The 22,632-nt window shown below is 64.7% G+C and carries 18 protein-coding genes and 1 pseudogene; 5 read left to right on the top strand and 14 right to left on the bottom strand.

Going from position 1 to position 22,632, the window contains the following annotated elements; all coding sequences use genetic code 11:
• Window positions 1–28: 28 nt before the first annotated feature.
• From benB to QZM72_RS01345, 6 genes and pseudogenes are all read right to left on the bottom strand, one after another.
• Entirely contained in the window at window positions 29–517 is a 489-nt protein-coding gene (benB, locus tag QZM72_RS01370; RefSeq protein WP_089471262.1) for a benzoate 1,2-dioxygenase small subunit, read from the bottom strand.
• A complete protein-coding gene (locus QZM72_RS01365; protein ID WP_301736923.1) occupies window positions 514–1,872 on the bottom strand; it encodes a Rieske 2Fe-2S domain-containing protein in 1,359 nt (452 codons plus the stop codon). Before QZM72_RS01365 ends, benB begins: the two co-directional genes overlap by 4 nt.
• 115 nt (window positions 1,873–1,987) lie before the next feature.
• Window positions 1,988–2,938 (bottom strand): catechol 1,2-dioxygenase, encoded by a 951-nt coding sequence (gene catA / locus QZM72_RS01360; RefSeq protein WP_301736922.1) that lies wholly within the window; start codon window positions 2,936–2,938, stop codon window positions 1,988–1,990.
• Window positions 2,939–3,051: 113 nt separating this feature from the next.
• A pseudogene (locus tag QZM72_RS01355) lies at window positions 3,052–3,249 on the bottom strand (muconate cycloisomerase); the annotation flags it as partial.
• 888 nt (window positions 3,250–4,137) lie between these two features.
• A complete protein-coding gene (locus tag QZM72_RS01350) occupies window positions 4,138–5,619 on the bottom strand; it encodes a winged helix-turn-helix domain-containing protein (protein ID WP_301736921.1) in 1,482 nt (493 codons plus the stop codon).
• Window positions 5,620–5,622: 3 nt separating this feature from the next.
• Window positions 5,623–6,495 (bottom strand): PhzF family phenazine biosynthesis protein, encoded by an 873-nt coding sequence (locus QZM72_RS01345; protein ID WP_301736920.1) that lies wholly within the window; start codon window positions 6,493–6,495, stop codon window positions 5,623–5,625.
• Window positions 6,496–6,703: 208 nt separating this feature from the next.
• Here QZM72_RS01345 and QZM72_RS01340 point away from each other — a divergent pair, with 208 nt between their 5' ends.
• From QZM72_RS01340 to QZM72_RS01325, 4 genes are all read left to right on the top strand, one after another.
• Window positions 6,704–7,558: an AraC family transcriptional regulator gene (locus tag QZM72_RS01340; RefSeq protein ID WP_301736919.1), complete on the top strand. Its 855-nt coding sequence runs from the start codon at window positions 6,704–6,706 to the stop codon at window positions 7,556–7,558.
• A 372-nt stretch (window positions 7,559–7,930) separates the two neighbouring features.
• Window positions 7,931–9,400, top strand: a complete 1,470-nt coding sequence (locus QZM72_RS01335) for a benzaldehyde dehydrogenase (protein ID WP_301736918.1) — start codon at window positions 7,931–7,933, stop codon at window positions 9,398–9,400.
• A gap of 14 nt (window positions 9,401–9,414) precedes the next feature.
• Window positions 9,415–10,542, top strand: coding sequence for an NAD(P)-dependent alcohol dehydrogenase (locus tag QZM72_RS01330; protein WP_301736917.1), 1,128 nt, complete (start codon window positions 9,415–9,417; stop codon window positions 10,540–10,542).
• 70 nt (window positions 10,543–10,612) lie between these two features.
• Window positions 10,613–11,881 (top strand): helix-turn-helix domain-containing protein, encoded by a 1,269-nt coding sequence (locus QZM72_RS01325; RefSeq protein ID WP_301736916.1) that lies wholly within the window; start codon window positions 10,613–10,615, stop codon window positions 11,879–11,881.
• 209 nt (window positions 11,882–12,090) lie between these two features.
• On the opposite strand, the gene QZM72_RS01320 is transcribed toward QZM72_RS01325, so the two are convergent.
• A complete protein-coding gene (locus tag QZM72_RS01320) occupies window positions 12,091–13,581 on the bottom strand; it encodes a leucyl aminopeptidase (protein ID WP_301736915.1) in 1,491 nt (496 codons plus the stop codon).
• Between the two features lie 535 nt (window positions 13,582–14,116).
• On the opposite strand from QZM72_RS01320, the gene QZM72_RS01315 reads away from it, so the two are divergent.
• On the top strand, window positions 14,117–14,668 hold the full coding sequence (locus QZM72_RS01315; RefSeq protein WP_301736914.1) for a sigma-70 family RNA polymerase sigma factor: 552 nt from the start codon (window positions 14,117–14,119) through the stop codon (window positions 14,666–14,668).
• A 77-nt stretch (window positions 14,669–14,745) separates the two neighbouring features.
• On the opposite strand, the gene QZM72_RS01310 is transcribed toward QZM72_RS01315, so the two are convergent.
• The 7 genes from QZM72_RS01310 to QZM72_RS01280 form a co-directional block, all read right to left on the bottom strand.
• The gene (locus tag QZM72_RS01310; RefSeq protein ID WP_301736913.1) at window positions 14,746–15,198 is read right to left on the bottom strand and encodes a Fis family transcriptional regulator; all 453 of its coding nucleotides are present in this window, start codon (window positions 15,196–15,198) and stop codon (window positions 14,746–14,748) included.
• Window positions 15,199–15,205: 7 nt separating this feature from the next.
• A complete protein-coding gene (gene tldD, locus QZM72_RS01305) occupies window positions 15,206–16,693 on the bottom strand; it encodes a metalloprotease TldD (RefSeq protein WP_301736912.1) in 1,488 nt (495 codons plus the stop codon).
• A gap of 51 nt (window positions 16,694–16,744) precedes the next feature.
• Window positions 16,745–18,103: a TldD/PmbA family protein gene (locus tag QZM72_RS01300; protein ID WP_367620012.1), complete on the bottom strand. Its 1,359-nt coding sequence runs from the start codon at window positions 18,101–18,103 to the stop codon at window positions 16,745–16,747.
• 224 nt (window positions 18,104–18,327) lie between these two features.
• Window positions 18,328–19,548, bottom strand: a complete 1,221-nt coding sequence (gene trxA / locus QZM72_RS01295; protein WP_301736910.1) for a thioredoxin — start codon at window positions 19,546–19,548, stop codon at window positions 18,328–18,330.
• 78 nt (window positions 19,549–19,626) lie between these two features.
• On the bottom strand, window positions 19,627–21,435 hold the full coding sequence (locus QZM72_RS01290) for an ABC transporter ATP-binding protein/permease (RefSeq protein ID WP_301737224.1): 1,809 nt from the start codon (window positions 21,433–21,435) through the stop codon (window positions 19,627–19,629).
• The gene (locus QZM72_RS01285; RefSeq protein ID WP_089471247.1) at window positions 21,435–21,857 is read right to left on the bottom strand and encodes a biopolymer transporter ExbD; all 423 of its coding nucleotides are present in this window, start codon (window positions 21,855–21,857) and stop codon (window positions 21,435–21,437) included. Before QZM72_RS01285 ends, QZM72_RS01290 begins: the two co-directional genes overlap by 1 nt.
• An 11-nt stretch (window positions 21,858–21,868) precedes the next feature.
• Entirely contained in the window at window positions 21,869–22,609 is a 741-nt protein-coding gene (locus QZM72_RS01280; protein ID WP_301736909.1) for a MotA/TolQ/ExbB proton channel family protein, read from the bottom strand.
• Window positions 22,610–22,632: the final 23 nt, after the last annotated feature.

Raw genomic sequence — 22,632 nt, 5'->3', positions numbered from 1 at the left:
CCACTTCCTTCATGGCAAACCAACGGCGTCAGACGTGATACACGTCCAGCACCTGCCGGATGTAGTCGTTCTTCAGCACGATCTTCTTGTGTGAAATAAGCAGCGCATCGCCCGCCCGGCGCAACGTGACGAACATCGTGCCGAAAAAGTGATCGGTCACGCGGTAACGATGGTTCAGCGTGTGGAAGTTGTAGCGCACGTCGACCTCGCCGTCGCGTTCGGCCAGCACCTCGACGTTCGTCACGTTGTGGCTGGTGCGCGGCTCGGGCGTCGATGCGCCGCTGCGCTCGGTCTTGATCCGGAACACGCGATCCTCGAGGCCGCCGCGGTCCGCGTAATACATCAGCGAGATCTGGCGCTGCGGATCGTCGGTCGGCCGATCGTCGTCGTCCCACGCGGGCATCCAGTACGTGACGTCCTCCGTGTAGCAGGTCAGCCACGCGTCCCACTCGCGATCGTCGAGCAGGCGCGCCTCGCGATACAGCGCCGCGCAAATCGTCCGGTAATCGAAGCTCATGCCGCCACCTCCCCGCGTTCCTTTTTCAGCGCATCGCGCATCACGTGCACCCAGTGTTCGTGCTGGCACACGAACAGCCCTTCGTCCTCGCTGCGCTCGCCGGAAATGCGCGGGTTCAGCCCCATCTTTTGCGCGTTCTCGTCCGGCCCGTCGATCCACAGCGGCGCGCCGCGCGACAGGTCGTTCCACATCGCCGTGATGCCCGCATAGCCGGCCTGGCACGCACGAAACTCCTCGAGATCGTCGGCCGTGCCCATGCCGGTCACGTTGAAGAAATCCTCGTACTGGCGAATCCGGGTCGTGCGATCGGCCTCGCTCTCGCCCTTCGGCGCGAAGCAGAAGATCGTGACCTCGGTTTTGTCGACGCCGAGCGGCCGCACCACGCGGATCTGCGTGCTGAACTGGTCCATCAGGAACACGTTCGGGTACACGCACAGGTTGCGCGTCTGGTTCACGATGAAATCGGCCTGCACGTCGCCGACGCGCGCACGGATTTCGTCGCGGTGCTGGTACACGGGCCGCACTTCCGGGTTCATCGTCTTGGTCCAGAGCAGGATGTGGCCGTTGTCGAAGCCATACACGCCCGCGACCGACTTGCTCCAGCCGTTCGCATCGACCGCCTTGGTGCCGTCTTCCTTGCGGCGGCTCATCGTCGCCGCATAGTTCCAGTGCACGGTGCTGACGTGGTAACCGTCGCAGCCGTTTTCCATCTGCATCTTCCAGTTGCCTTCGTAGATGTAGGACGAGTTGCCGCGCAGCACTTCGAGCCCGTTCGGCGCCTGGTCGACGATCTGGTCGATGATCACGCGCGCTTCGCCGAGATAATCCTCGAGCGGCAGCACGTCGGCGTTGAGGCTGCCGAACAGGAAGCCGCGATAGTTCGCGAAGCGCGCGACCTTCTTCAGGTCGTGCGAGCCGTGCGTGTTGAACTGCACCGGATACTCGGTCGTCTTCTCGTCCTTCACCTTCAGCAGCTTGCCGGTGTTCGAAAAGGTCCAGCCGTGGAACGGGCACGTGAAGCTGCCCTTGTTGCCGTGCTTGCGGCGGCACAGCATCGCGCCCTTGTGCGCACACGCATTGATCACCGCATGCAGCTCGCCGGTCTTGTCGCGCGTGATGACGATCGGCTGGCGGCCGATCCACGTCGTGTAGTAATCGTTGTTGTCGGGAATCTGGCTTTCGTGCGCGAGGTACACCCAGTTGCCCTCGAAGATGTGCTTCATCTCGAGTTCGTACAGCTCCGCGTTCGTGAAGATGTCGCGGCGGCAGCGGAAGATGCCGGCCTGCTTGTCATCCTGCACGGCGGTTTCCAGCAGGTGATCCAGTTCGTTCGTAGCGTCGATCGTGACGGACATGATGGCTCCTTCCATGCGCGTGCCGCGTCCTGCAAGCACGCTCGCATCGGTATCGGTTGAATCTCGGGGACCGGCCGGCAGCAGCGGCGCACGCGCGCCGCCGTGCCGTCGGCGGTTATGCGGCGGCGGACGCGCGCAGGCGCTCGACGATCTGGTTGTCCTTGCCCTGCACGCGCGGCGTCAGCACGAAGTTGAACTCGATGTCCTGGTACGCGTCGGCCTTCATGCCGAGCGACGTGCCGCCGGTCTTTTCTGTCACGGGCGGAATTAGTTCCTCGCGCGTCGCATACGCGAAGTCATCCCAGATCAGCGGATCGCCGTCGATGTTGAACTGCGTCGTCAGCTTGCGGTGATCGGGGCTGTCGACGAAGAAGTGCACGTGCGCGGGGCGGTTGCCGTGGCGGCCGAGACGGTTCAGCAGGTGCTGCGTCGCGCCCTGCGGTGGGCAGCCGTAGCCGACCGGCATCAACGTGCGGAATTCGTATTGGCCGTCGGCGCCCGTCCTCACCGCGCCGCGCAGGTTGAAATCGCTCTGCTTGCCGGTCGGGTCGAAGTGCGAATAGAAGCCGTGCGAATTCGCATGCCAGCACTCGACCAGCGCGCCGGCCACCGGCTTGCCGTCGAGATCCTTCACCGTGCCGTGGATCACGAGCGGGCCCGCGCCGTCGTCCGCGTCGAGGTCGATCTTCGCGACGCTGTCGTGCACCGGCGCGCCCGCCACGTACAGCGGCCCCTCGATCGTGCGCGGCGTGCCGCCGTCGAGACCGATCGCCTCGTCCTCGGCATCCATCCGGATGTCGAGATACTTCTCGAGACCGAGGCCGGCCGCGAGCAGCGCCGCTTCGCCATCCTGACCGAGCTTGTTCAGATAGTTCACGCCGGCCCACACTTCGTCGGGCGTGATGTCGAGATCGTCGATCGCCTTGAACAGATCGCCGAGCAGGCGCAGCACGATCTGCTGCGTGCGTGCGTCGCCTTTCGTGCCGTTTTCGCCGCTCCCGCCCGCGTTCGATGCGGCCTTCAGCAGGTCCTGCACTTCCCGGGTATCGAAAACTTTGACGCTCATGATGCTGTCTCCATGTGTATTGGGGGGGATGACGGTCTTTGCCTGCCTCGATTGCCGCGTGACGTTCGTCAGCCTCTTCCGGGCGAAGCGCCCGACCTCGTTCCCGTCGAGCGCGATGCCGGGCTTTCCGGGCAGTGGGCTATACCCGCGATCGTCGTGCCTTCGCCGATACCGGTCACGCCGTCGCTACCGAACACCTTCGTCAGCATCAAGGTCTGACCGTGCATCGTGTCCGCCGACAGCTTGTGCGGGCGGATCGCCGGCAGATCGACGAGGCGGGTTTCGATGCGTTCGATGGTGGCAGAGGACATGGAGCGCGCTGCGTGGGGGCTGTTCATGGAATGGATTTATACGCGGCGGGGAAATGACGCGTCCAATACTTTTAGGCGGGATTTTTTATACCTTATGGGTATCAAAATCCGACTTTAGATCCGGAATATTGCGTTGCACCATACCTGTTTTAGCTAGATATGCGGGCCTAAAGGCTTGATGGAGCGGGGTCGCGCGGGTACGCCATATCGCTTGGGCGGGGAAGCGGCGCGAGTGGTTTCGGCACGGGAAAAACCGGCTGAAACCGGCGGCCTGCCGAGTCGATCAGGGTTTTCCTGACGGGAAAAACCGTGGGCCGGCCATCCGGCCTTCGGTTTCGGCATCGGTTTTCGCGAATGACCGAAAGGAAGCGCGTGGGCGGATATCGGCGTTCGTCACCGATGTGCGTCGACCGTCAGAAGCTGACGGCCGCTATCGGGCCAGAGCCCGACGATGCCCCATGACGCTCGACGCGCCGCGCTTCAAACTATTCGGAGCAGGAATGACAGCTATCACCCGGTGCCGTCTTCTGCGGATTCGCGCTTGCCCTGAAGATCCCCAAGGCCTCTCCCTCTTTTACTTTTTCAGGTAACGCGCAATGAACACGCTCTTCACCCGGACTCAGATCGGCCCCTATCCGTTCGACCATCGCGTCGTCATGGCGCCACTCACGCGGATGCGTACCGACGCGCACAACGTTCGCGGCGATCATAAAGCGATGGCGGTGCGATGGGCGTGCACGCGCCTGAAGAGACGGAAGGTCGCCACGGGAGGGATTGTTTCGAAACGGCCCGACGCGTTTCGGTCGATCAGCTTTGGGGTGGGACCACCGCGCGCCGCCATTCGTTCAGGCTGCGTTAGCGGGTCCGGGCCGCGATTTCCGTACATGCTCAGATGCCGTAGGCCAGCTCCCGCTCTTCCACTTTCTCGTTGAGCGATCCCGTTTCCATGGTCGGCGCCTCCTCACAAGCACCGAAGTGGTACCCGGCATAGTGCGCGAGCATTCGAATGTCCTTTCCTCCGATACGACGCTTTTGCAACGCGTATGCTCGAGCGGATTCGGAAAGGAAAAATCGATGTTCGCCGTTGCCCGGCTCGACGCTCACGAGCGACTTCTCGGTCAGTTCGGCGATGTCGCTGGCAACGTCGGACAGCGTATACCTCGCATCACATACCAGCGCGCGCAATGCCTCGAACGTAAAAGCAGTCTGGAATGCCGCCACGTGACCCAATAGCTTCTGACTCGACGGGCTCAGCGACGCAAAGCTCCAATCGAAGCTGGCCTGTAACGTCTGGTGGTGCGCAAGCGCCGTCCTGTATCCCCGCGTCAGCAACTGGAAGCGATCGTCGAGAAATCCGTGAACACCTCGAACGCCCAAGGCACCGATACGCCCGACCGCCATTTCGATCGCGAGTGGATTACCGTCGAGGCGACGACAGATGTCCCCGACGAGACGAGCGCTTTTTCTTAAAGTATCGAGGTCGCAACCTGACTGTTTCGCGCGCTGCAAGAACATTTGCACTGCCTCGCAATCCAGCAGTTCCGCGATGGATGACTCCGGGCGTGGCACCTGGAGCGGGCGCACGTGGAAGACCGTCTCACCGGACACCCTCAACCGCTCGCGGCTCGTGACGAGTACCCGCACGTTGCCCAGCCGCATGCAAACTGAATCGACCAGTCGAGCGACTGCATCGACGACGTGCTCGGCGTTGTCCAGCACCAGCAGCGTGCGGTCTCGCGGCAAAGCTGCGACCAGCGCGTCGACGGCCGACCTGTCGCACCGTATCGACAGGCCGAACGCCGTCGCGATTTTCTGCAAAACCGCTTCCGGGGACGCCGCATCGGAAAGCGCGACGAAACGTGTGATATCAAAACGGCCGCTGGCCGCCGCATGAGCCACTTCAATTGCCGCGCTCGTTTTCCCGACGCCACCGGCGCCCACCAGTGTCAATATATGCGTCGTGTCCAGTGTTGCCGCGATATTGGAGACCAGGCTATCGCGCCCAATGAGCTGTCCGTGCCGTCGCGGGATATCGCTGTCGCCCTGCCTGAGCGGTGTAGCCGGCGTCGAATTCGCGCTCGGGGCGGATCTCTGCGTCAGTTGGTAACCGCGACCGGGTACGGTCACAATCAGGTCGCGTTGCGATCCGAACAATTTGCGCAACGCGGAAATGTGCACCTGCAGATTGTTTTCTTCAACTACCGTGCCGGGCCAGACCGCGGCCATCAACTCGTCTTTCGTTACGAGACGTCCCTCCGCCGACAACAATACCGCGAGCACGTCGAAGGCACGCGAACCGACATGGATAGCCTTCCCGTCACGTCGTAACGCGCGCGTCGACAAATCGACTTCGAGTGTGCCTGCCAACATGGCTCAGGCCCCGTCCATCAGACAAACCGGTCCACTGAGCCAGCACCCTCTGCTTTCATCGGCCGGATCGCGAAAGTTCACCGTGATCGCGGATGGACGGCCCATCGCCACGCCCTGACGCACGACGATGCCGCGTCCTCCTCGGGTGACGAGCCCATGGCGATGCGCGCCGTACAGCAGCGCTGCCGCGGCGATGCCGGTGGCCGCGTCTTCCGGATAGCCGGACGCGCGCGGGAACTGCCGTGCGTCGAACACGTGCGGGGCATTGGCATCGAGCGAAAACGGATACAGGCCGGTCGACGACAGCGCGTCGCATAAGGCTTCGATCTGGTCGAGTTTCGGCGTGATCGCATTCAGCCGTGAGGTCGTGCGGATCGGCACCAGCGTTTTCGTGCGGCTCGTCGTCGCGTTGACGATGCCGAGCGGCAGCAGATCGTCCGCATCGAGGTTCAACACGTCGCGTGTCCTGGCAATGAGCGCCGCGTCGACAACCGGCCCGACGCGTTCCGCAGGCTGGCTGACTTCGATCCGTGCGTCGGACGCGTCGTACCGCGCTTCGACGCTCCCGCTCAGCGTTTCAATCAGCGCCGTGTTCGTGTGCCATACGCCTGTGTGACGCAGCAGCCACAATGCGCCCAGCGTCGCGTGTCCGCACATCTCCATCTCGTGGTTGGGCACGAAAAAGCGGAAGCGGAAATCATGGCGCGGATCGACGGCGCGCATCACAAACCCGCTTTCGAGACCATACGCGCGGGCCACCTCTTTCATCTGCGCGTCGGACCAGCCGTTCGCGTCGAGCACAATCGGGGCCGGATTGCCGCCGTCGTCGGTGGTGGAAAATACCCGTACAAGCCGCACACGTTGTACGATGCTCATTCGCTTGCTCCCTGATTAACCCCGCCTATCGGTGTGCGGCCTTTTGTGAAGCTGGCGCGAAGGCCAGTCCGTCGTCCCTCGCAGCATGCACGATCCGCGTTGTTTCTTCGCTTCCATTTGGGCCGGAACATGCTCACTATCGGGCCATGGCGGTGGGCGCCAGCGCATCGCCCATTCCTTATGAAGCCCCCAGTCGCAGGTAATCGCCATGTTTTATCAGACGTCTAAATCGCACATTCCCGCCGACCGCGTGGCGGCGACTCGTCGCATCACGATGGCCGATTACGTGACGTCGTGGCACGAGCACGAAGAGTTCATGTTCCTGCTGCCGAGTCAAGGCACGCTGACGCTGACTTCCGAGCGTTCCAAGCATGCGCAGCGCATCAGCGCCGGCGTGCTTGCGATGGTTCCCGCCGGGATTTTTCACGACACGGCGAGCAATCCCGGCGAGCACTGTCATACGGCGGTCTACGCGGAGCGCGACTTCGTTTCGTTTTGTGCGCGCAAATCCAACGTCCGGATCGCCGGGGGCGATGCCCCGCGCTACTGCGTGCCGCCGCCTGCGCTGCTCGGGGCGCTGCGTTTGCAAACACAGTTCGACGCGGACGACAAAACGGGGGAAGCGCACGATATGTCGCGGTATCAAAACGATCTGGTCGATCGGCTGATTGCGTCGGCGTGCGTGGCGGCGATGCTCGGCGCCGCACCGAGCGATGCGAATCCGAAGGCTTCGCGCGAGCAACGGATCAATGAAATCAAGGCGTATCTCGACGTCAGGCTGGCGGAGCGGATCGATATCGAGACAATCTCTTCGGAATTCGCGATATCGCGACGTCATCTCACCCGGATCTTCCGCGAGGAGACCGGCGAAAGCCTCACCGATTATCAGCTCCGGCAACGTGTCATGCGCGCGCGTTCGCTCTTGAATGTTCCCGGCACGACCGTGCTGTCGGCAGCCCTGAGCGTCGGGATCGAATCGCCGTCCTACCTGGCAAGGCTCTTCAACAAGTTCGGTCTGCCTTCGCCCCACGAGCTGAAGGCATCCCGTACTCGATGCAACTGACGTCTCGTCACTTCTGACTTCTGTCGGCCCCATCGGATTCGAACCACTCATCCGGTAAATCCTGCCGCACCTGACCGCTCGCGACAAGCTTGCTGCCGGCGGTTTACCGGCGACAGCGCCAGACTGTGACGGTGAACGGCCGATGCCGCACCGACGATATCCGCCGTGTCGTCACACGGCGTGCGGCACACGTCCACCCAGCGACTGTTCAATTTCCGCACACCGAATCGCCTTCCCCCGCCAGTCCATGCGGACGCGACGGATGGGAAAAAACCCGGATACCCCCCTTTCACCGCTCTCGCCTACCTTCGCGCGCATGCCGGTCGACGCCCAAGCAACGATCCGGCCGAACCGATTTTCCCAGGAGCGCACATGGATAGCATCCACCCCGTACTGTTCGACACCGACATCTGGCGCGGCAAGATCTTCACCGGCCGCTGGCACGCGAGCCCGCACTTGGCCGACGTGATCGAGCCGGCGACCGGCCACACGCTCGGCCGCATCGGTCTTGCCGACGGCGCCGCCATCGCCGAAGCCTCGGCCACCGCACACCGCACCCAGCCCGCCTGGTTTGCCCTGCCCTACGACGCGCGCGCGGCGGTCCTGCGCCGCGCGGCGGCCGTCGCCGAAACGCACTTCGATTCGATCGTCGACTGGCTCGTGCGCGAAAGCGGCTCGACGCGCGCGAAGGCCGCGTTCGAAACGTCGGTCACGATCAAGGCGCTGCACGAAGCGGCCGGCCTGCCGTCGCGCGCGGCCGGCGAAGTGCTGCCGTCGGCGGCCGGCCGGTTGTCGCTCGCGCGCCGCCGCCCGCGCGGCGTGGTCGGCGTGATCTCGCCGTTCAATTTCCCGCTGTACCTCGCGATACGCGCGGTCGCGCCGGCGCTCGCGCTCGGCAACGCGGTCGTGCTGAAGCCCGATCCGCGCACCGCCGTGTGCGGCGGCGTCGCGATCGCCCGCGTGTTCGAGCTCGCCGGCTTGCCCGAAGGCGTGTTGCACGTGCTGCCGGGCGACGGCGCGGCCGGCGCGGCGCTGGTCGCCGATCCGCACGTCGCGATGATCCAGTTCACCGGCTCCACCGCGGCCGGGCGCAAGGTCGGCGAAGCGGCCGGCCGCCACCTGAAGAAGATATCGCTCGAACTCGGCGGCAAGAATTCGCTGATCGTGCTCGACGATGCCGACCTCGACCGCGCGATCGCGAACACCGCGTGGGGCGCGTATCTGCACCAAGGCCAGATCTGCATGGCGACCGGCCGCGTGCTCGTGCAGCGCGCGATTCACGATCGCTTCGTCGCGAAGCTCGTCGAGAAGGCGCGAAGCCTGCGCGTGGGCGACCCGGCCATCGGCGACGTCGGCCTCGGCCCGCTGATCAACGCCGCGCAACGCGACCATGCGGCGAGCGTGGTCGACGCGGCCCGCCGCGCGGGCGCGCGGGTCGAGACGGGCGGCAATCATCGCGGCCTGTTCTTCGAGCCGACCGTGCTGAGCGGCGTCGCGCCGGGCAATCCGGCGTTCGACGAGGAGATTTTCGGGCCGGTCGCGATCGTCGTGCCGTTCGATACCGACGAAGACGCGATCGCGCTCGCGAACCGCACCGAATACGGGCTGTCGATGGCGATCCTGTCGGCGGACGTCGGCCGCGCGCTGAGGATCGGCGAGCGGCTGAATACGGGGCTGCTGCACATCAACGACCAGACGGTCAACGACGAAGTGATCAACCCGTTCGGCGGCGTCGGCGCATCGGGCAACGGCACGAGCATCGGCGGTGCGGCAAACTGGGAGGAATTCACGCAGTGGCAGTGGCTGACGATCAAGGGCGAAGCGCCGCTGTATCCGATTTGACGAGGAGACCGACCATGTACACCGAAAACGATGCACGCGCCGTCACCGCGGCCGTCGCGCGCGCCGCCGGCGCGCCCTTCTCGATTGAACCGGCCCGCATCCGCGCGCCGCGCGGCGACGAGGTGCTCGTGCGCGTCGTCGCGACCGGCCTGTGCCATACCGACCTGATCGTGCGCGACCAGTACTATCCGGTGCCGCTGCCGGCCGTGCTCGGTCACGAAGGCGCCGGCGTGGTGGAGGCGGTCGGCCCGAACGTGAAGACGCTCGCCGCCGGCGATCACGTCGTGCTGACCTACGGCGCGTGCGGCCATTGCGCGTCGTGCGTCGGCGGCCACGGCGCGTATTGCCGGCAGTTCTTCGCGCTGAATTTCGGCGGCGCCGACGCCGACGGGCAGACGGCCATCCGCGACGAAGCCGGTCAACCGCTGCACGATCACTTCTTCACGCAGTCGTCGTTCGCGAGCTACGCGCTCGCACGCGAGAACAACGCGATCAAGGTGCCGAAGGAAGCGCCGCTCGAGCTGCTCGGCCCGCTCGGCTGCGGAATCCAGACCGGCGCGGGCGCGGTGATCAACTCGCTCGCGGTGCGCCCGGGCAGCAGCTTCGCGAGCTTCGGTGCGGGCGCGGTCGGGATGAGTGCCGTGATGGCCGCGCGCATCGCCGGCGCGACGACGATCATCGCGGTCGACATCGTGCCGTCGCGGCTCGCGCTGGCGCTCGAACTCGGCGCGACGCACGCGATCAACAGCAAGGAAATTGACGTGGTCGACGCGATCCGCGAAATCACCGGCGGCGGCGTCGACTACGCGCTCGAATCGACCGGGCTGCCGGCGGTGCTGTCGCAAGGGATCGACGCGCTCGGCTCGCGCGGCACGATGGGCGTGGTCGGCGCGCCGAAGCTCGGCACGAAAGCCGAGTTCGACGTGAACAGCCTGCTGCTCGGCGGCCATACGATCCGCGGCATCGTCGAAGGCGACAGCGTGCCGCAGACGTTCATTCCGCAGCTCGTGCAGTTGTATCTGCAAGGGCGGTTTCCATTCGACCGGCTGGTGAAGTTCTATCCGCTCGACCAGATCAACCAGGCGGCGGAAGACAGCAGCAAGGGGATCACGCTGAAGCCCATCCTGCGGATGCCGCATTGAGCGCGCGCGGGCGCCGTGCGTGCCGCCGCCCCTCGCGGCGGCACGCGACGACGCCCGGTCGGGAAGAAAAATGCCGCATTCCGGGCACCGGGCTATATTACGCATTCGCTCGATACGCCGGCGCGGCACGCGCGCCCGGACCTTCACCCATATGGAGCGCAGCGTGAACATGGCCCCCGAATCCCCTGCACGGCCGGTCGACCTGAACCGGCTCCGCGCCCGCTTCGCCGCGGGCGAACCGCTGCCGGAAACGGCATTGCCCGCCAGCGTCGCGCGCTCGTGGCTGCGCTCGCGCGACGCCGGGCTCCGGCCGTGGCAAACCGCCCGCTATGAAATGCAGCGCGAGCACGACGAATCGCGCGCAGACCGCCGGCTCCATCGCTGCGTCGCGCAGGAAATCGAGCCGCTGTGGGCCGCATTCGGCGGCAGCGAATGGACGATCATGTGCGTCAATCCGCAAGGCACGGTCGTCCATGCGCGGCGCAGCCCGCAATGCGACGACGCGCTGCTGACGCCGATCGTCGCCGGGCGCCGGATCGTCGAACCGAACATCGGCACGACCGCGCCGAGCTGCGTGATTCACGACGGCGCCGAGGCCATCGTCGCGGGCGCGCAGCACTATCTCGACGCGTTCTCGCGAGTGTTCTGTCTCGCGGTGCCGCTGGTCGGCTTCGACGGCGAAGTGATCGGCGCGCTCGATATCACCGGCATCGGCCGGCGCAACGTCGCGCAACTGCGCGAGCCGTTCCGGCATGCGTCGCTATCCGCCGAGCAGCGGCTCTATGCGATGCTGCGCGACTGCCATCTGTTGCAGGTGCAATTCGATCCGCGCTGGCTCGGCACGCCGCTCGCCGGCGTCATTGCGCTCGACGAAGCGGGCCGCGTGCGCGCGGTGAGCCGCCTGGCACGCCAGATGCTCGACCTCGCGCCTGCCGGGCCGGTGGCGCCGCACGATCTCCGGCAGTTGTTGCCCGGCGCCACGCCCGCGCAGCAGCGCCGTTTGCTGACACCGGCACGCACGCCGCAACGGATCGCGCGCGACGATGGTAGCCATGTATGGGTGCGCACCGTGCGTGCACCGCTCGATCGCGCGAGCGCAACGCGCCACGCCGACGTGCTCGCCGACGCGGAGGACGTGTGCACCGCGGCGCCGGCCGTCCGCCCGCACGCCAACGCCAGCCTGCACGAACAGTCGCTCGATGCGATCCGGCGCGCGCTCGACGAGCACGACGGCAACGTGTCGGCGGCCGCGCGGCAACTGGGCATTTCACGCACGACGCTGTACGCGAAACTTCGGCAACGCGATGCGGCGGGGATCCGACACGACGGGTCGCATTGACGATGCGGAGTGAAGCAGGCTGCGTGGCCATGGCGCTTGGGGCTTGTTCACGCTGATAACAGGTTTGCGCCGCCCCCACAGGCCAATACATGTTTGGGTCTCGTCCTCTTGGTCTCGTATAGTCGCAGCCAGTCATTCGCAGGGGCGCGCGCCGTTTCACCGTCGAGCACCGCGCCGGACTCGAACCGGCCGGCGCGCGGCGTGCGAATTCACGCTTGCACGCGACTCGCGAGATACTCCACGAGCAATGCGACCGGCCGGCCGGTCGCGCCTTTCGTCGCGCCGCTTCGCCACGCGGTGCCTGCGATGTCGAGATGCGCCCACGGATATGCCTGCGCGAAGCGTGACAGAAAACAGGCTGCCGTAATACTGCCCGCCGCGCGGCCGCCGATATTCGCCAGATCGGCGAAATTCGATTTCAGTTGCTCGCCGTACGCGTCGTCGACGGGCAGACGCCATATCGCGTCCGACGCGGCTTCAGACGCATGCAGCAACGCGTCGGCAAGCGCATCGTCATTGGCGAACAGGCCGCTGCGATGATGGCCGAGCGCGACGACGCACGCTCCCGTGAGCGTGGCCACGTCGATCACGGCGGCGGGCCGGAAGCGCTCCGCATACGTGAGGGCATCGCACAGAATGAGTCGCCCCTCCGCGTCGGTGTTGAGCACCTCGATCGTGAGGCCCTTCATGCTCGTGACGATGTCGCCCGGCTTGTTCGCCTCGCCGCCGGGCATGTTCTCGCAAGCCGGAATGATCGCGACGACATTCAGCCGCAGCCCCATCTCGGCGACGGCCTGCATCGCACCCAGCACCGCGGCCGCCCCGCACATGTCGTATTTCATCTCGTCCATGGCTTCGGCAGGCTTGAGCGAAATGCCGCCCGAATCGAACGTGATGCCTTTGCCGACCAGCACGACGGGCGCCGTGCGCGGGCCGGCGCCGCGATACTGGAGGACGATCAGTTGCGCCGGTTGTGCCGAGCCGCGCGCGACGCTCAGGAATGCGCCCATTTTCAACGCGGTGATACGTTGCGGTCCGAACACGTCCACCTTCATGTCCCAGTCGCGGGCGATCTTCCTTGCCGTATTCCCAAGCCATGCGGGCGTGCAAACGTTGCCGGGCATATTGCCGAGATCGCGCGCGAGATCGATGCCGTTTGCCAGTGCCACGGCGCGCCGGATAACTCGCTTCGCGGCTTTCATCGCATCGGCTTCGACTGCGAACACCGCTGTGGTCAATGAGCAAGGAACATCGTCTTTCTCGCTTTTCATGTCGACGAAGCGATAACGCTCCTCGCGCAATTCAAGCACGGCAGCGCGCACGCGGGCGGCTGCGTCGAGGTCGATCACCGGCGCGAGTGTCAGCGCGATATTCGCCTTCGTGAGCCGGGTGGCGAGTACGGCGCGCCAGGCAGCACGCAGTGCCTGCCCATAGCGTCGACGGTCGAGCGCCTCCGACGTGCCGAGCCCGACCAGCAAGATGCGCGACGCGCCCATGTGTTGCACTTCGTGCAACCAGCATGTCGAACCGACCTTTCCATCGATATCGCCTGCCTTCCACAAACGGTCGATGCGTGCCGCGACCGCGCGATCGGGAATCGCCCACGTCGCAGACGGTTTCTGGTTTTCGAACAAACCGATCACGAGGCAATCGGCATCGGAGGCGTAGCCTTCGGCAGGCGTGCAGAGCAGAAAATTCATGGATCGAGCACAACGCGGGAGTAAGGGGGAAACGTCACGGCAGGCGGTTCCCGGCCCTGCCGCGACACTGCCGAAATCGTACGCGTCACGACGCAAACGACTTTTGCGAATTAAATCGCCGGTCGGCCGAAATGAGGGACGTTTTTCCGCGGCGGCGGCGCTCGGCGGAATACCTTTTCAGCGCAGGTTGCGATGTCGGGAATTCGCCGTCCTCATTCCGATCGTCGCCTCACCACGATTCGACGATTTCTTGGTTTGTCGACGATGCGGTATCCGTATCGTTCACGGATTCGTCAGACTTATCGGCCGACGGCAGCGTGATTTTTCGACGGCGAAACGACGGCACAAAATATTGCGTTGGTTTCAAACCACTTTGACTCCGGCGGTTTTTGTAATGGCATACTCAAGCCTGGGCGCTGCGCAGAGGCGTTGTCACTTCCAGAGGCGTGGCGGCGCAAATAATGTGCGCTTCTCATGTGCTGTTTTCGTGCACGCTTGCGTGCCTTGACGCCACGGGTCCAGGAATCCGTTTCATATGAATTACAGCTCACCGATCAGTGGCTCCCCCACGAGAAGCGACGTCGACGACGAACGCACGCGCTCGCGTGCGGCATGGCTGACCAGTGAATTCCGCGCGAGCTATGCATGGCTGAAGTCGAAACTGCAAAGGCGCGTCGGCTCGCCGGCCGACGCCGAGGATCTCGCGTCGTCATCGTTTGCAGAACTGGCGGACGTGCAGGACCTGACAGCCGTGCGCGATGCACGGGCCTTTCTCACGGTCATCGCCCAGCGTCTCACCTACGAGATGTGGCGCCGCCGCGACCTGGAACGCGCGTACCTCGAAACGCTCGTCCATCGGGAAGAAGCCGTCACGCCGTCGGCGGAAAGCATGGCGGAAGTGACACAGGCGCTCTTGCTCGTGGATCAGGCGTTGAACGGCCTGTCACCCAATGCGAAAAGCGCTTTCGTGATGAGTCAGATAGACGGCCTCACTCACGCTGAAATCGCCGAGCATCTCGGCGTGTCGGTGAGCATGGTGCGCAAATATATCGCGCAGGCGCTGACGCAGTGCTATCTGATGGCATGAGCCGGCTGCGCCCGCGTCGGCGCTCCGCCGCCGGCTGACATTCTCCCCTGCCGTTCGTCGTCACCGACGTGCGTCTCTCACTGCGCCGCACCGGGTCGCTCCAGTTGCCGTGCGACGATGTCGATCACCCGGACGGGCGCTGTCTCGAGTTGCGAGTCGTGATCCGTCACGAGCGCCGCGAAGGCGCGAAAGGCGACCTGGTCGAATCCGTAGCGGCCTTCCTCTCCCGATTCATAGGCATTGCCGGCGATGCGCTCGTATTCGTCCGACGCATGCAGGTGTTGCCCGCCGTAGCCGAGTTCGCGCAGCATCGTGGCGGCCATCGCCACGCGCAACAGGATACGCAGCGCGGTCAGCGAGCCGGCGCCGGCGCGCAGCGCTTCGAGCTGAAGGTGATACTCCAGGGCAAGCGCATCGCGAATGGCCTTCGGTAAAGGCAGAAGCTCCGTCTTGTCCGCCCGCGACCGCACTCTCGACTGGTCGAGACGCTGTGTCCACCCTCTCATCGTCGGCTCGCCATCCGTCCGCACGCATTCGTCATGCCGTGCCGCCCACCGTCATGTCGTCCACGCGAACGGTAGGCTGTCCCACGCTCACCGGCACCGACTGGCCGGCCTTGCCGCACACGGCGCGGCCGGTGTCGAGCTCGAGGTTGTTGCCGACCATGCTGATTTTCTGGATCGTTTCCAGCCCGTTGCCGGTGATCGTCGCGCCTTTCACGGGCGCGCAGAGCCTGCCGTTTTCGATCAGGAATGCTTCCGATGCCTCGAACACGAACTGCCCGCTCGTGATGTCGACCTGGCCGCCTTCGAGCCCGGCTACATAGATCCCGCGCTTCACCGACGCAATGATCTCGTCGTGCTCGCGATCGCCGTTGAGCATGAACGTGTTGGTCATGCGAGGCATCGGCAACACCGCATAGCTCTCACGGCGGCCATTGCCGGTCGGCCGCATGTTCATTAGGCGCGCGTTGAGCGAGTCCTGCATGCAGCCGCGCAACACGCCGTCCTCGATCAACACCGTGCGTTGCGTCGGACAGCCCTCGTCGTCGACATTGAGCGAACCACGGCGGCCTTCGAGCGTGCCGTCGTCGACGATGGTGACGTTGCGCGCCGCCACTCGCTCACCGATGCGGCCCGCGAACACCGACGTCTTGCGCCGTATGCCGTCGGCCTCGAGACCATGACCCACGGCTTCGTGCAACAGCACGCCATTCCAGCCCGGCCCGACGACGACCGTCATCGTTCCCGCCGGCGCGGGCCGTGCATCCAGTTTCGTCAGCGCGGCTTCGACGCGGTCGTACACCAGTGTGCGGAGGTCGTCGTCCGACCAGGAAGCGATCCCGTAGCGACCGCCGATCCCCCCGCTTGCGCTTTCGACCCGGTCGCCCGATTTGACCCGTACGTTGATCGCCAACCGCAGCATGGGTCGCACGTCGCCGACACTGAGCCCGTCGCAACGCGCGATCCACACCGTCTCGTGCGTCGCGGCGAGCATGGCGTTGACCTCGACCACGCGCCGATCCTTCGATCGCGCCAGTTCGTCGACGCGCTTGAGCAGCGCGAGTTTGCGCTCCGCGCCGATCGTGCCGAGCGAGGCTCGCGGGGCATAGATCGATCGCGCCGCCGCCGAACCGGCTGGTTCGCCGAGAGACGTTGCGCGGGCGATAGCCTCCGGTCCCGAACGAATCTGCCGCGCGATCGTGCGCAACGCGTCCGCCCCGATTCGTTGCGAACTCGCGAACGTCGTCTCCTCGCCGTTCAGCACGCGAATGCCGAATCCCGAATCGCATAGCCAGGCGCCGCCCCGCACGGCGCCGCCTTCGAGCGACCACGATTCGGCGATCGACGCCTTCAGATAGATGTCGGCGAAGTCGCCGGACTGCCCGAGCGCGCTGTTCAGCGCGGCGAACAGGTGCGTTTCGTCGATGCCGTGTTTGTCCAGCAGCCCGGCATACGCCGCGCGACGCATGTCGTCGAGCGAGGGGCCGCGGGTGTGGGTCAGGGTTTCGTTCGTGTCCAGCATGGTGTCGTACCGGTATGTGACAGGAAAGGTTGGCCGCGCACGCCGGGCGCGTCAGCTGCCGCCGATTCTCATTTCATCGATCAGCCACGAACCCGTTCGGAAGCTTCCTCTGGTCACGGTGTCGGCGCCCACGGCGAGCAGGCCGGAAAACATCGCGTCCAGATTCGACGCGATCGTGATGCCGGTGACCGGAAAACGGATCTGGCCGTTCTCCACCCAGAACCCTTTCGCGGCACGCGAGAAATCGCCGGTCAATCGATTCACGCCACCGCCTGCCATCTCGGTGACGAACAAGCCGCGATCGAGCCTTTTCAGCATCGCGTCGATCCCGTCCGCGTGGCCGGTTTTCTCGCTGCGCACTTCGAGGTTGTGCGGGCCCCAGCCGTTACCCGTCGGCGCCATGCCGAGACGCCGGGCCGCATACAAGCCGAGAAAATAGCCGCGCAACACACCTGCGTCGACAACCGATCGCCGGGACACGGCCACGCCGTCGGCGTCGAAACAGCGGCTCGCCAAGCCTCTCGGGACGAACGGATCTTCGTAGACCTGAATGTGATCGGCAAAGACGCGAGTGTCGAGACGGTGGGTCAGGTATGAGCCCGTCCGATAAAGCGCATCGCCCGACGCCGCGTTGACGAACTCGCCGAGCAGCGACATCGCGGCCATCGGCTCGAACAACACGGAGCAACGCTGCGTTTCAACCTGCGTGCCGCCCAGCAGCGCGAGCGCGCGCGTCGCGGCTTGCGCGCCGATCCGTGCGGGTGCGTCGAGATCAGCATAGGCGCGCGCGCCATCGCTCCAGAATCCCATCTGTTTCTCGCCGGTGCCTGCCGCGACAGGCATGCACGACAAAAAATGCGTGGACCACGGCACGCTGTGCCCGAACCCTTCGCTGGTCGCGAGCAGCGACAGCCCCGCGGAAGTCCCGACGCTGGCGCCGTTGGTCGTCACGATGGCGGGGCTCGTGGAAAATGCGGCCTCTTCCGCGCGACGGGCGTCGTCGAGCATGTCATCGAGCGACAGATCGAGCGGATGATACAAATCCAGATCGATGAAGTCCTTGGCGAGCAAGTCCGCCCGAGCCAGGCCGGCGGCAGCATCGACGTCCGTGACGGACGCGATGTCGATGGCGGCCGCCACCGCACCCGCGAGGCCGTCGGCGGACAAATCGGACGAGGTCGTCGCGCCGCGTCGGCCATTGCGATAGACCACGAGCGAGACCGATGAAGACAGTCGAAGGCTCCGCTCGGTCGGCATCCGGTTGCGCACGGTCGCTGTCCGCGATTCGACATGATCGATCTCCACACGAACGCCGTCGGCCCCTGCGCGTCGTGCGAGATCGAGTGCACATTCGGCCGCTGCCTCCAGGCTGGATTTCACGTCGCGCCACTGCGTACCGCCGTCTTGCATGGAAATTACTCCGAGTGTTGGAATGCCGTGTGCCCGATGAGCCCGCTCATCTGCCGAGACGTTTTCGCGTCATATCGAGGGGGAGCACATTGGAAACAGTCTATCGATCGCGATCGAAATTTTTTTACGAAAGAAATCGCCGTCTCGCGGATTCGTGGAATCGTTTTGCGCGCACGCCGGCGTATCCGGAATTTACGTTCGACGCGCGCTTTTTCTCAGAAGATTTACGTGCAGCGCTTCGTTATCGCGATCAAACGATCGCCGATGCTCATGCCGACCTTTTTCATGGCCCGCGTGCCATCGCCGTAGTGGGATCGAAACCGCGCGATGAGTGAGGAATCCACCAACTCGATCCGCTCGAGGGTCTTCTCGCCATGCGAAGCTTCTTCGCCGCGCTCCACCGCGCGCTTCGACGTTTCGTCCGCGAGTTGCATGAAGCGCCGGTCGTCGTCGGACGTCCAGTTGCAGGCCGCGCGCAACAATTCCCAATGCGCGCCCGCAAGGCCGAATATGAAATCGGTGACGATCGCGGCGTCGCCGAGCGGCTGCGCGGTCAACACGAGGAGCCGTGTCGCCAGCGCATGCGCGGCGCCGGCCGCCGCGGTGTCGGACTTCGCGAGCGCCTGCCTGATTGCGGCCAGTTCCGGGGCGAGCGGCCCTTCCGCCCGCGCGGGGTCATGCTGCGCGGTCAGCCGGTCGCGAATCGACAGCAACGTCGGATCGCCGCCGATCAACTCGGTCATCTCGCCGCCGGACAGCAGATCGGTGACCAGCATTTGCGGCAGCCGCGAGAGATTCGCCCCGACCGGCACGGCATCCAGCCAGTGCGCGACGAACTCCGCGCCGTTCAGATGGGTGCTGCGATAGCTCGACAGCGATTCCACCACGGCCAGCACGTTGGCCGGAATACCCAGCGTTCTTGCGCAATCGTCCACGTCCGCGGTGTTGCAGACGAACTGAATGGCGCTGCCGATTTCGCCATCCCACATCGCTTCCGAAGGCGCGGCCCGCTTGCGGTCCAGCCACGCGCCCAGCGCGGCAAGGCGCTCCGCCTTGAGCTGCGCGTTGCCGCCGAACGCGTTCGGTACAACGGCGATCACCGTCGGCAACGGCGTCACGGAGCCCAGGTGGTTGTCGATGAAGCCGGCCAGTTGCGTGGCGGAGCGATTGCCGACCACACGGCCGAGCTCCTTGCCGCCGCGCAGCAGAATCAGCGTCGGAATACCACGAACGCCGAATCGTTCGCGAACGCCGGCATTCTCGTCCACGTCGATCTTCACGAACGCCACGTTGTCCTGAAACTGCTCGCTCAATTTCGACAGCGTCGGCGCGAGCGCCTTGCACGGACCGCACCACGGCGCCCAGAAGTCCACCAATACGGGAAGCGGGTTGTTGATCACGTCGGCTTCGATTGTTTCCAGCGTCACTGCTTTCAGATTGCTCATGGATCGACCTTGTCCTGTTTCATTTGTTGGCGCGCCGTACATTGTTCAAATGCACGGCGTCGGTTGGGATCGTGGTGCTCAGCACAGCTGCGTTCCAACGGATGCGCGACTCCCGGCGTGTGCGCCCTCCGCTTCGTCGGTCGCATCCTGTCGTGCTTCCGGTGCCGCCGGCGCGGGGAAATCGAGCGTCGTGTCGTGAAACGCCAGCAGTTCCTTGCGATGCGCGACGCTGACGACCGTGGCCTGAGGCAGACGCTCGATGAGCAAACCGTAAAGTTCCTTCTCGCTCTGGCTATCGAGTGCGGACGTGCATTCGTCGAGGAACACCGTGGAAGGTTTGGCGAGCAGCACGCGCGCAAATGCCACGCGCTGTTGCTCGCCGCCGGACAGCCGTATGCTCCAGCGGTCCTCGACATGGAGTTGGGATGCATAGGCCGACAATCCGCACGCGTGCAGCAGTGCCTCGCATTCGCTGTCCGAGTACGCCGAAGCGTCGCGCGGATAAGTCACGGCCGCCTTCAGCGAGCCCGGCGGGATATAGCTGCGTTGCGGCAAGAAGAACGTGCCGGCCGCCGGACGCACGATCGTGCCTTCGCCGTAGGGCCATAGGCCGGCCAGTGCACGCAGCAACGTGCTTTTCCCGCACCCCGAGCGACCGCGTACGAGGCAACGCTGGCCGGCTTCGAGCACGAAGTCGGGCACGCGCGACAGCGTGTCGCCGGACGCGTCGCGCAAGACGAGCCCGCTCGCGGCGACCGCTCCAGTGCGGCTTTCGTCCAGCGCGATTTCCTGCCGCGGCTCATGCTCGCTCACGTGCAGGCATTCGCGCAAACGGTTGGCCTCCGCACGCCACGACGTAAAACCCGGATAGGCTTGCCAAAAAAATGCCAGCGACCCCGTGACGGAATTAAATGCGCTGTTCGATTTCATCAGCCCGCCGAGCGTCAACCCGCCCGACATCAGCTGCGGCAGCATCAGCAAGGTCGGAATGATCGGAACGACCGAACTGAACTGACCGATGATATTGGTGAAGAACGAGAGGCGCGTCCTCACCCACAGCGTCGCGTAGAGATTCGATACCACGAAGCGAAACGATGCCTGCAGACGCCCATGCTCCGACGTTTGCCCTCGAAAAAACGCGATCTGTTCCGCGAATTCACGCACGCCCACCATGAGCACGCGAAAATCGCCCTCGAGACGATGCTGTTTCGCCGTCAGCGTGATGAGCCTGCGGCCCAGATAGTGCGTCGCCGCGAAAATAACGCTGGTGTAGGCAAATGCGGCGAACACCAGATAACCGTGCAATACGTACGACGATCCGCCGACATGCATCTGCAACGGGCCGCCCATGCGCCACAGCACGACGCTGAACGATACGACGCTGACCGGTACCGAAAGAAACCCCAGACTCAGCTGCAGCGTGTCGTTGACGAACAGCTTCACGTCCTCCGCGATACGCTGATCGACGTTCTCCAGTTCGCGGTCGCGTTCGATCCGGTAATAGTTGTTGCGCGCGAGCCATTTTTCGGCGAGCCACGTCGTGAGCCACCTGCGCCAGCGGATCTCCACGATTTCCTGCAACACCACCCCGGTAATATGCACGATCGCACCGGCCATCGCCACGAGCAGGAAACGCACGAGCAGCTCCGGCAACACCTTGAATCGGGAAGCGCCGATCGCATCGTAGAACGTGCCGGTCCAGTTGTTGTTCCACAGCATCACGTACGTCACGGCCCAGCTCGAGCCGATCACGACAAGCAGCAACATCAGCGAGAAAACGCCTTCGCGCGTACGCCAGTAAGGCAGCAGCAGGTGCCACACCGACGGAAAACGGCGGCGCGCCTGCGCATCTTCCGCGCGGTCGACGGGGAAAGCGCCGTTCACCATCATTGGTGCGCCTCGGGCGGTTGCATCACGAAGTTGATCTTGTTGAGACCACCGCCCTGGAGCGCCGCGAGAATGGTCGCGACCTTGCCATACTCGACGTGCTGATCCGCGTTGATGTTGACCGCGGGCGGCTCGCCCTGCGCCGCGGCCTCGGCCACGCGCGCCTTCAACGCATCCGCGTCGACCGGCTGCTTGTTCCACAGCACCGTCTTGTCCGCCGTGATCGACAGATCGATGTCCTGCGTTCTCGAGACGGCCGGCTGCGCGGCAGCCTGCGGAAGATCGACCTTCACCGCCTTGTTGATGACGGGCAGCGTCACGATGAAGATGATCAGCAACACCAGCATGACGTCGATCAACGGCGTCATATTGATGTCGTTCATGACGCCTTCGTCGCCGCCGCCATCGGTAATCATTGACATGGCGGGCTCCTTCAGGCGGCCAGGTTGGGCGTCGCGCGCTTGCTCGCGGCCGGTACGCCGACCGGCCGGCTGGCGTCGGCGCGGGCCTTCGCGCCGGTGACGAAATACACGTGCAGCTCGTGCGCGAAACGGTTCAGCCGATGGCTCACGCGCTTGTTGCCGCGGTTCACGTAGTTGAAGCCGAGCACCGCCGGAATCGCGACGAACAGCCCGATCGCCGTCATCACGAGCGACTCGCCCACCGGGCCGGCAACGTGATCGAGGCTGGCCTGCCCCGACATGCCGATCGCCACGAGTGCGTGATAGATGCCCCAGACGGTGCCGAACAGCCCCACGAACGGCGCGGTGCTGCCGATCGAGCCCAGCACGGCCAGGCCGTTCTGCAGGCGCGCGACTTCGTCGTCGAACGCATTGCGCAACCCGCGCGCCACCCATTCGCTCGCGCTCAGGCTGCCCTGCATCGACGGTTCGTTGCCCGCATGCTGTTCATTCGCTTCGCGCCCGGCAAGCACCAGCGCACGATAAGGATTGTCACCGCGCTCGCCCAGCGCCGCGATGCCGTCGCTGATCGACGCACTGGACCAGAAACCCGTTTGCGCGCGTTTGCCGAGCGATTCGAGACGCCGATTGGAAAATCCTTTCGTCAGTATCACGAACCAGGAGACGACGGACATGCCGATCAGGAAAACGAAGATGAAGCGGGTAACGAAGTCACCCTGTTGCCAGACGTTGGCGATGCCATACTGTTCCATGTGTTGCTCCGATTGGTGCGGGT

Origin of the sequence: Burkholderia sp. AU45388, from assembly GCF_030481585.1 — a bacterium.
GTDB lineage: Bacteria > Pseudomonadota > Gammaproteobacteria > Burkholderiales > Burkholderiaceae > Burkholderia > Burkholderia sola.
The sequence above is the reverse complement of the archived record's forward strand: the minus strand, read 5'-3'. Positions and strand labels throughout refer to the sequence as shown.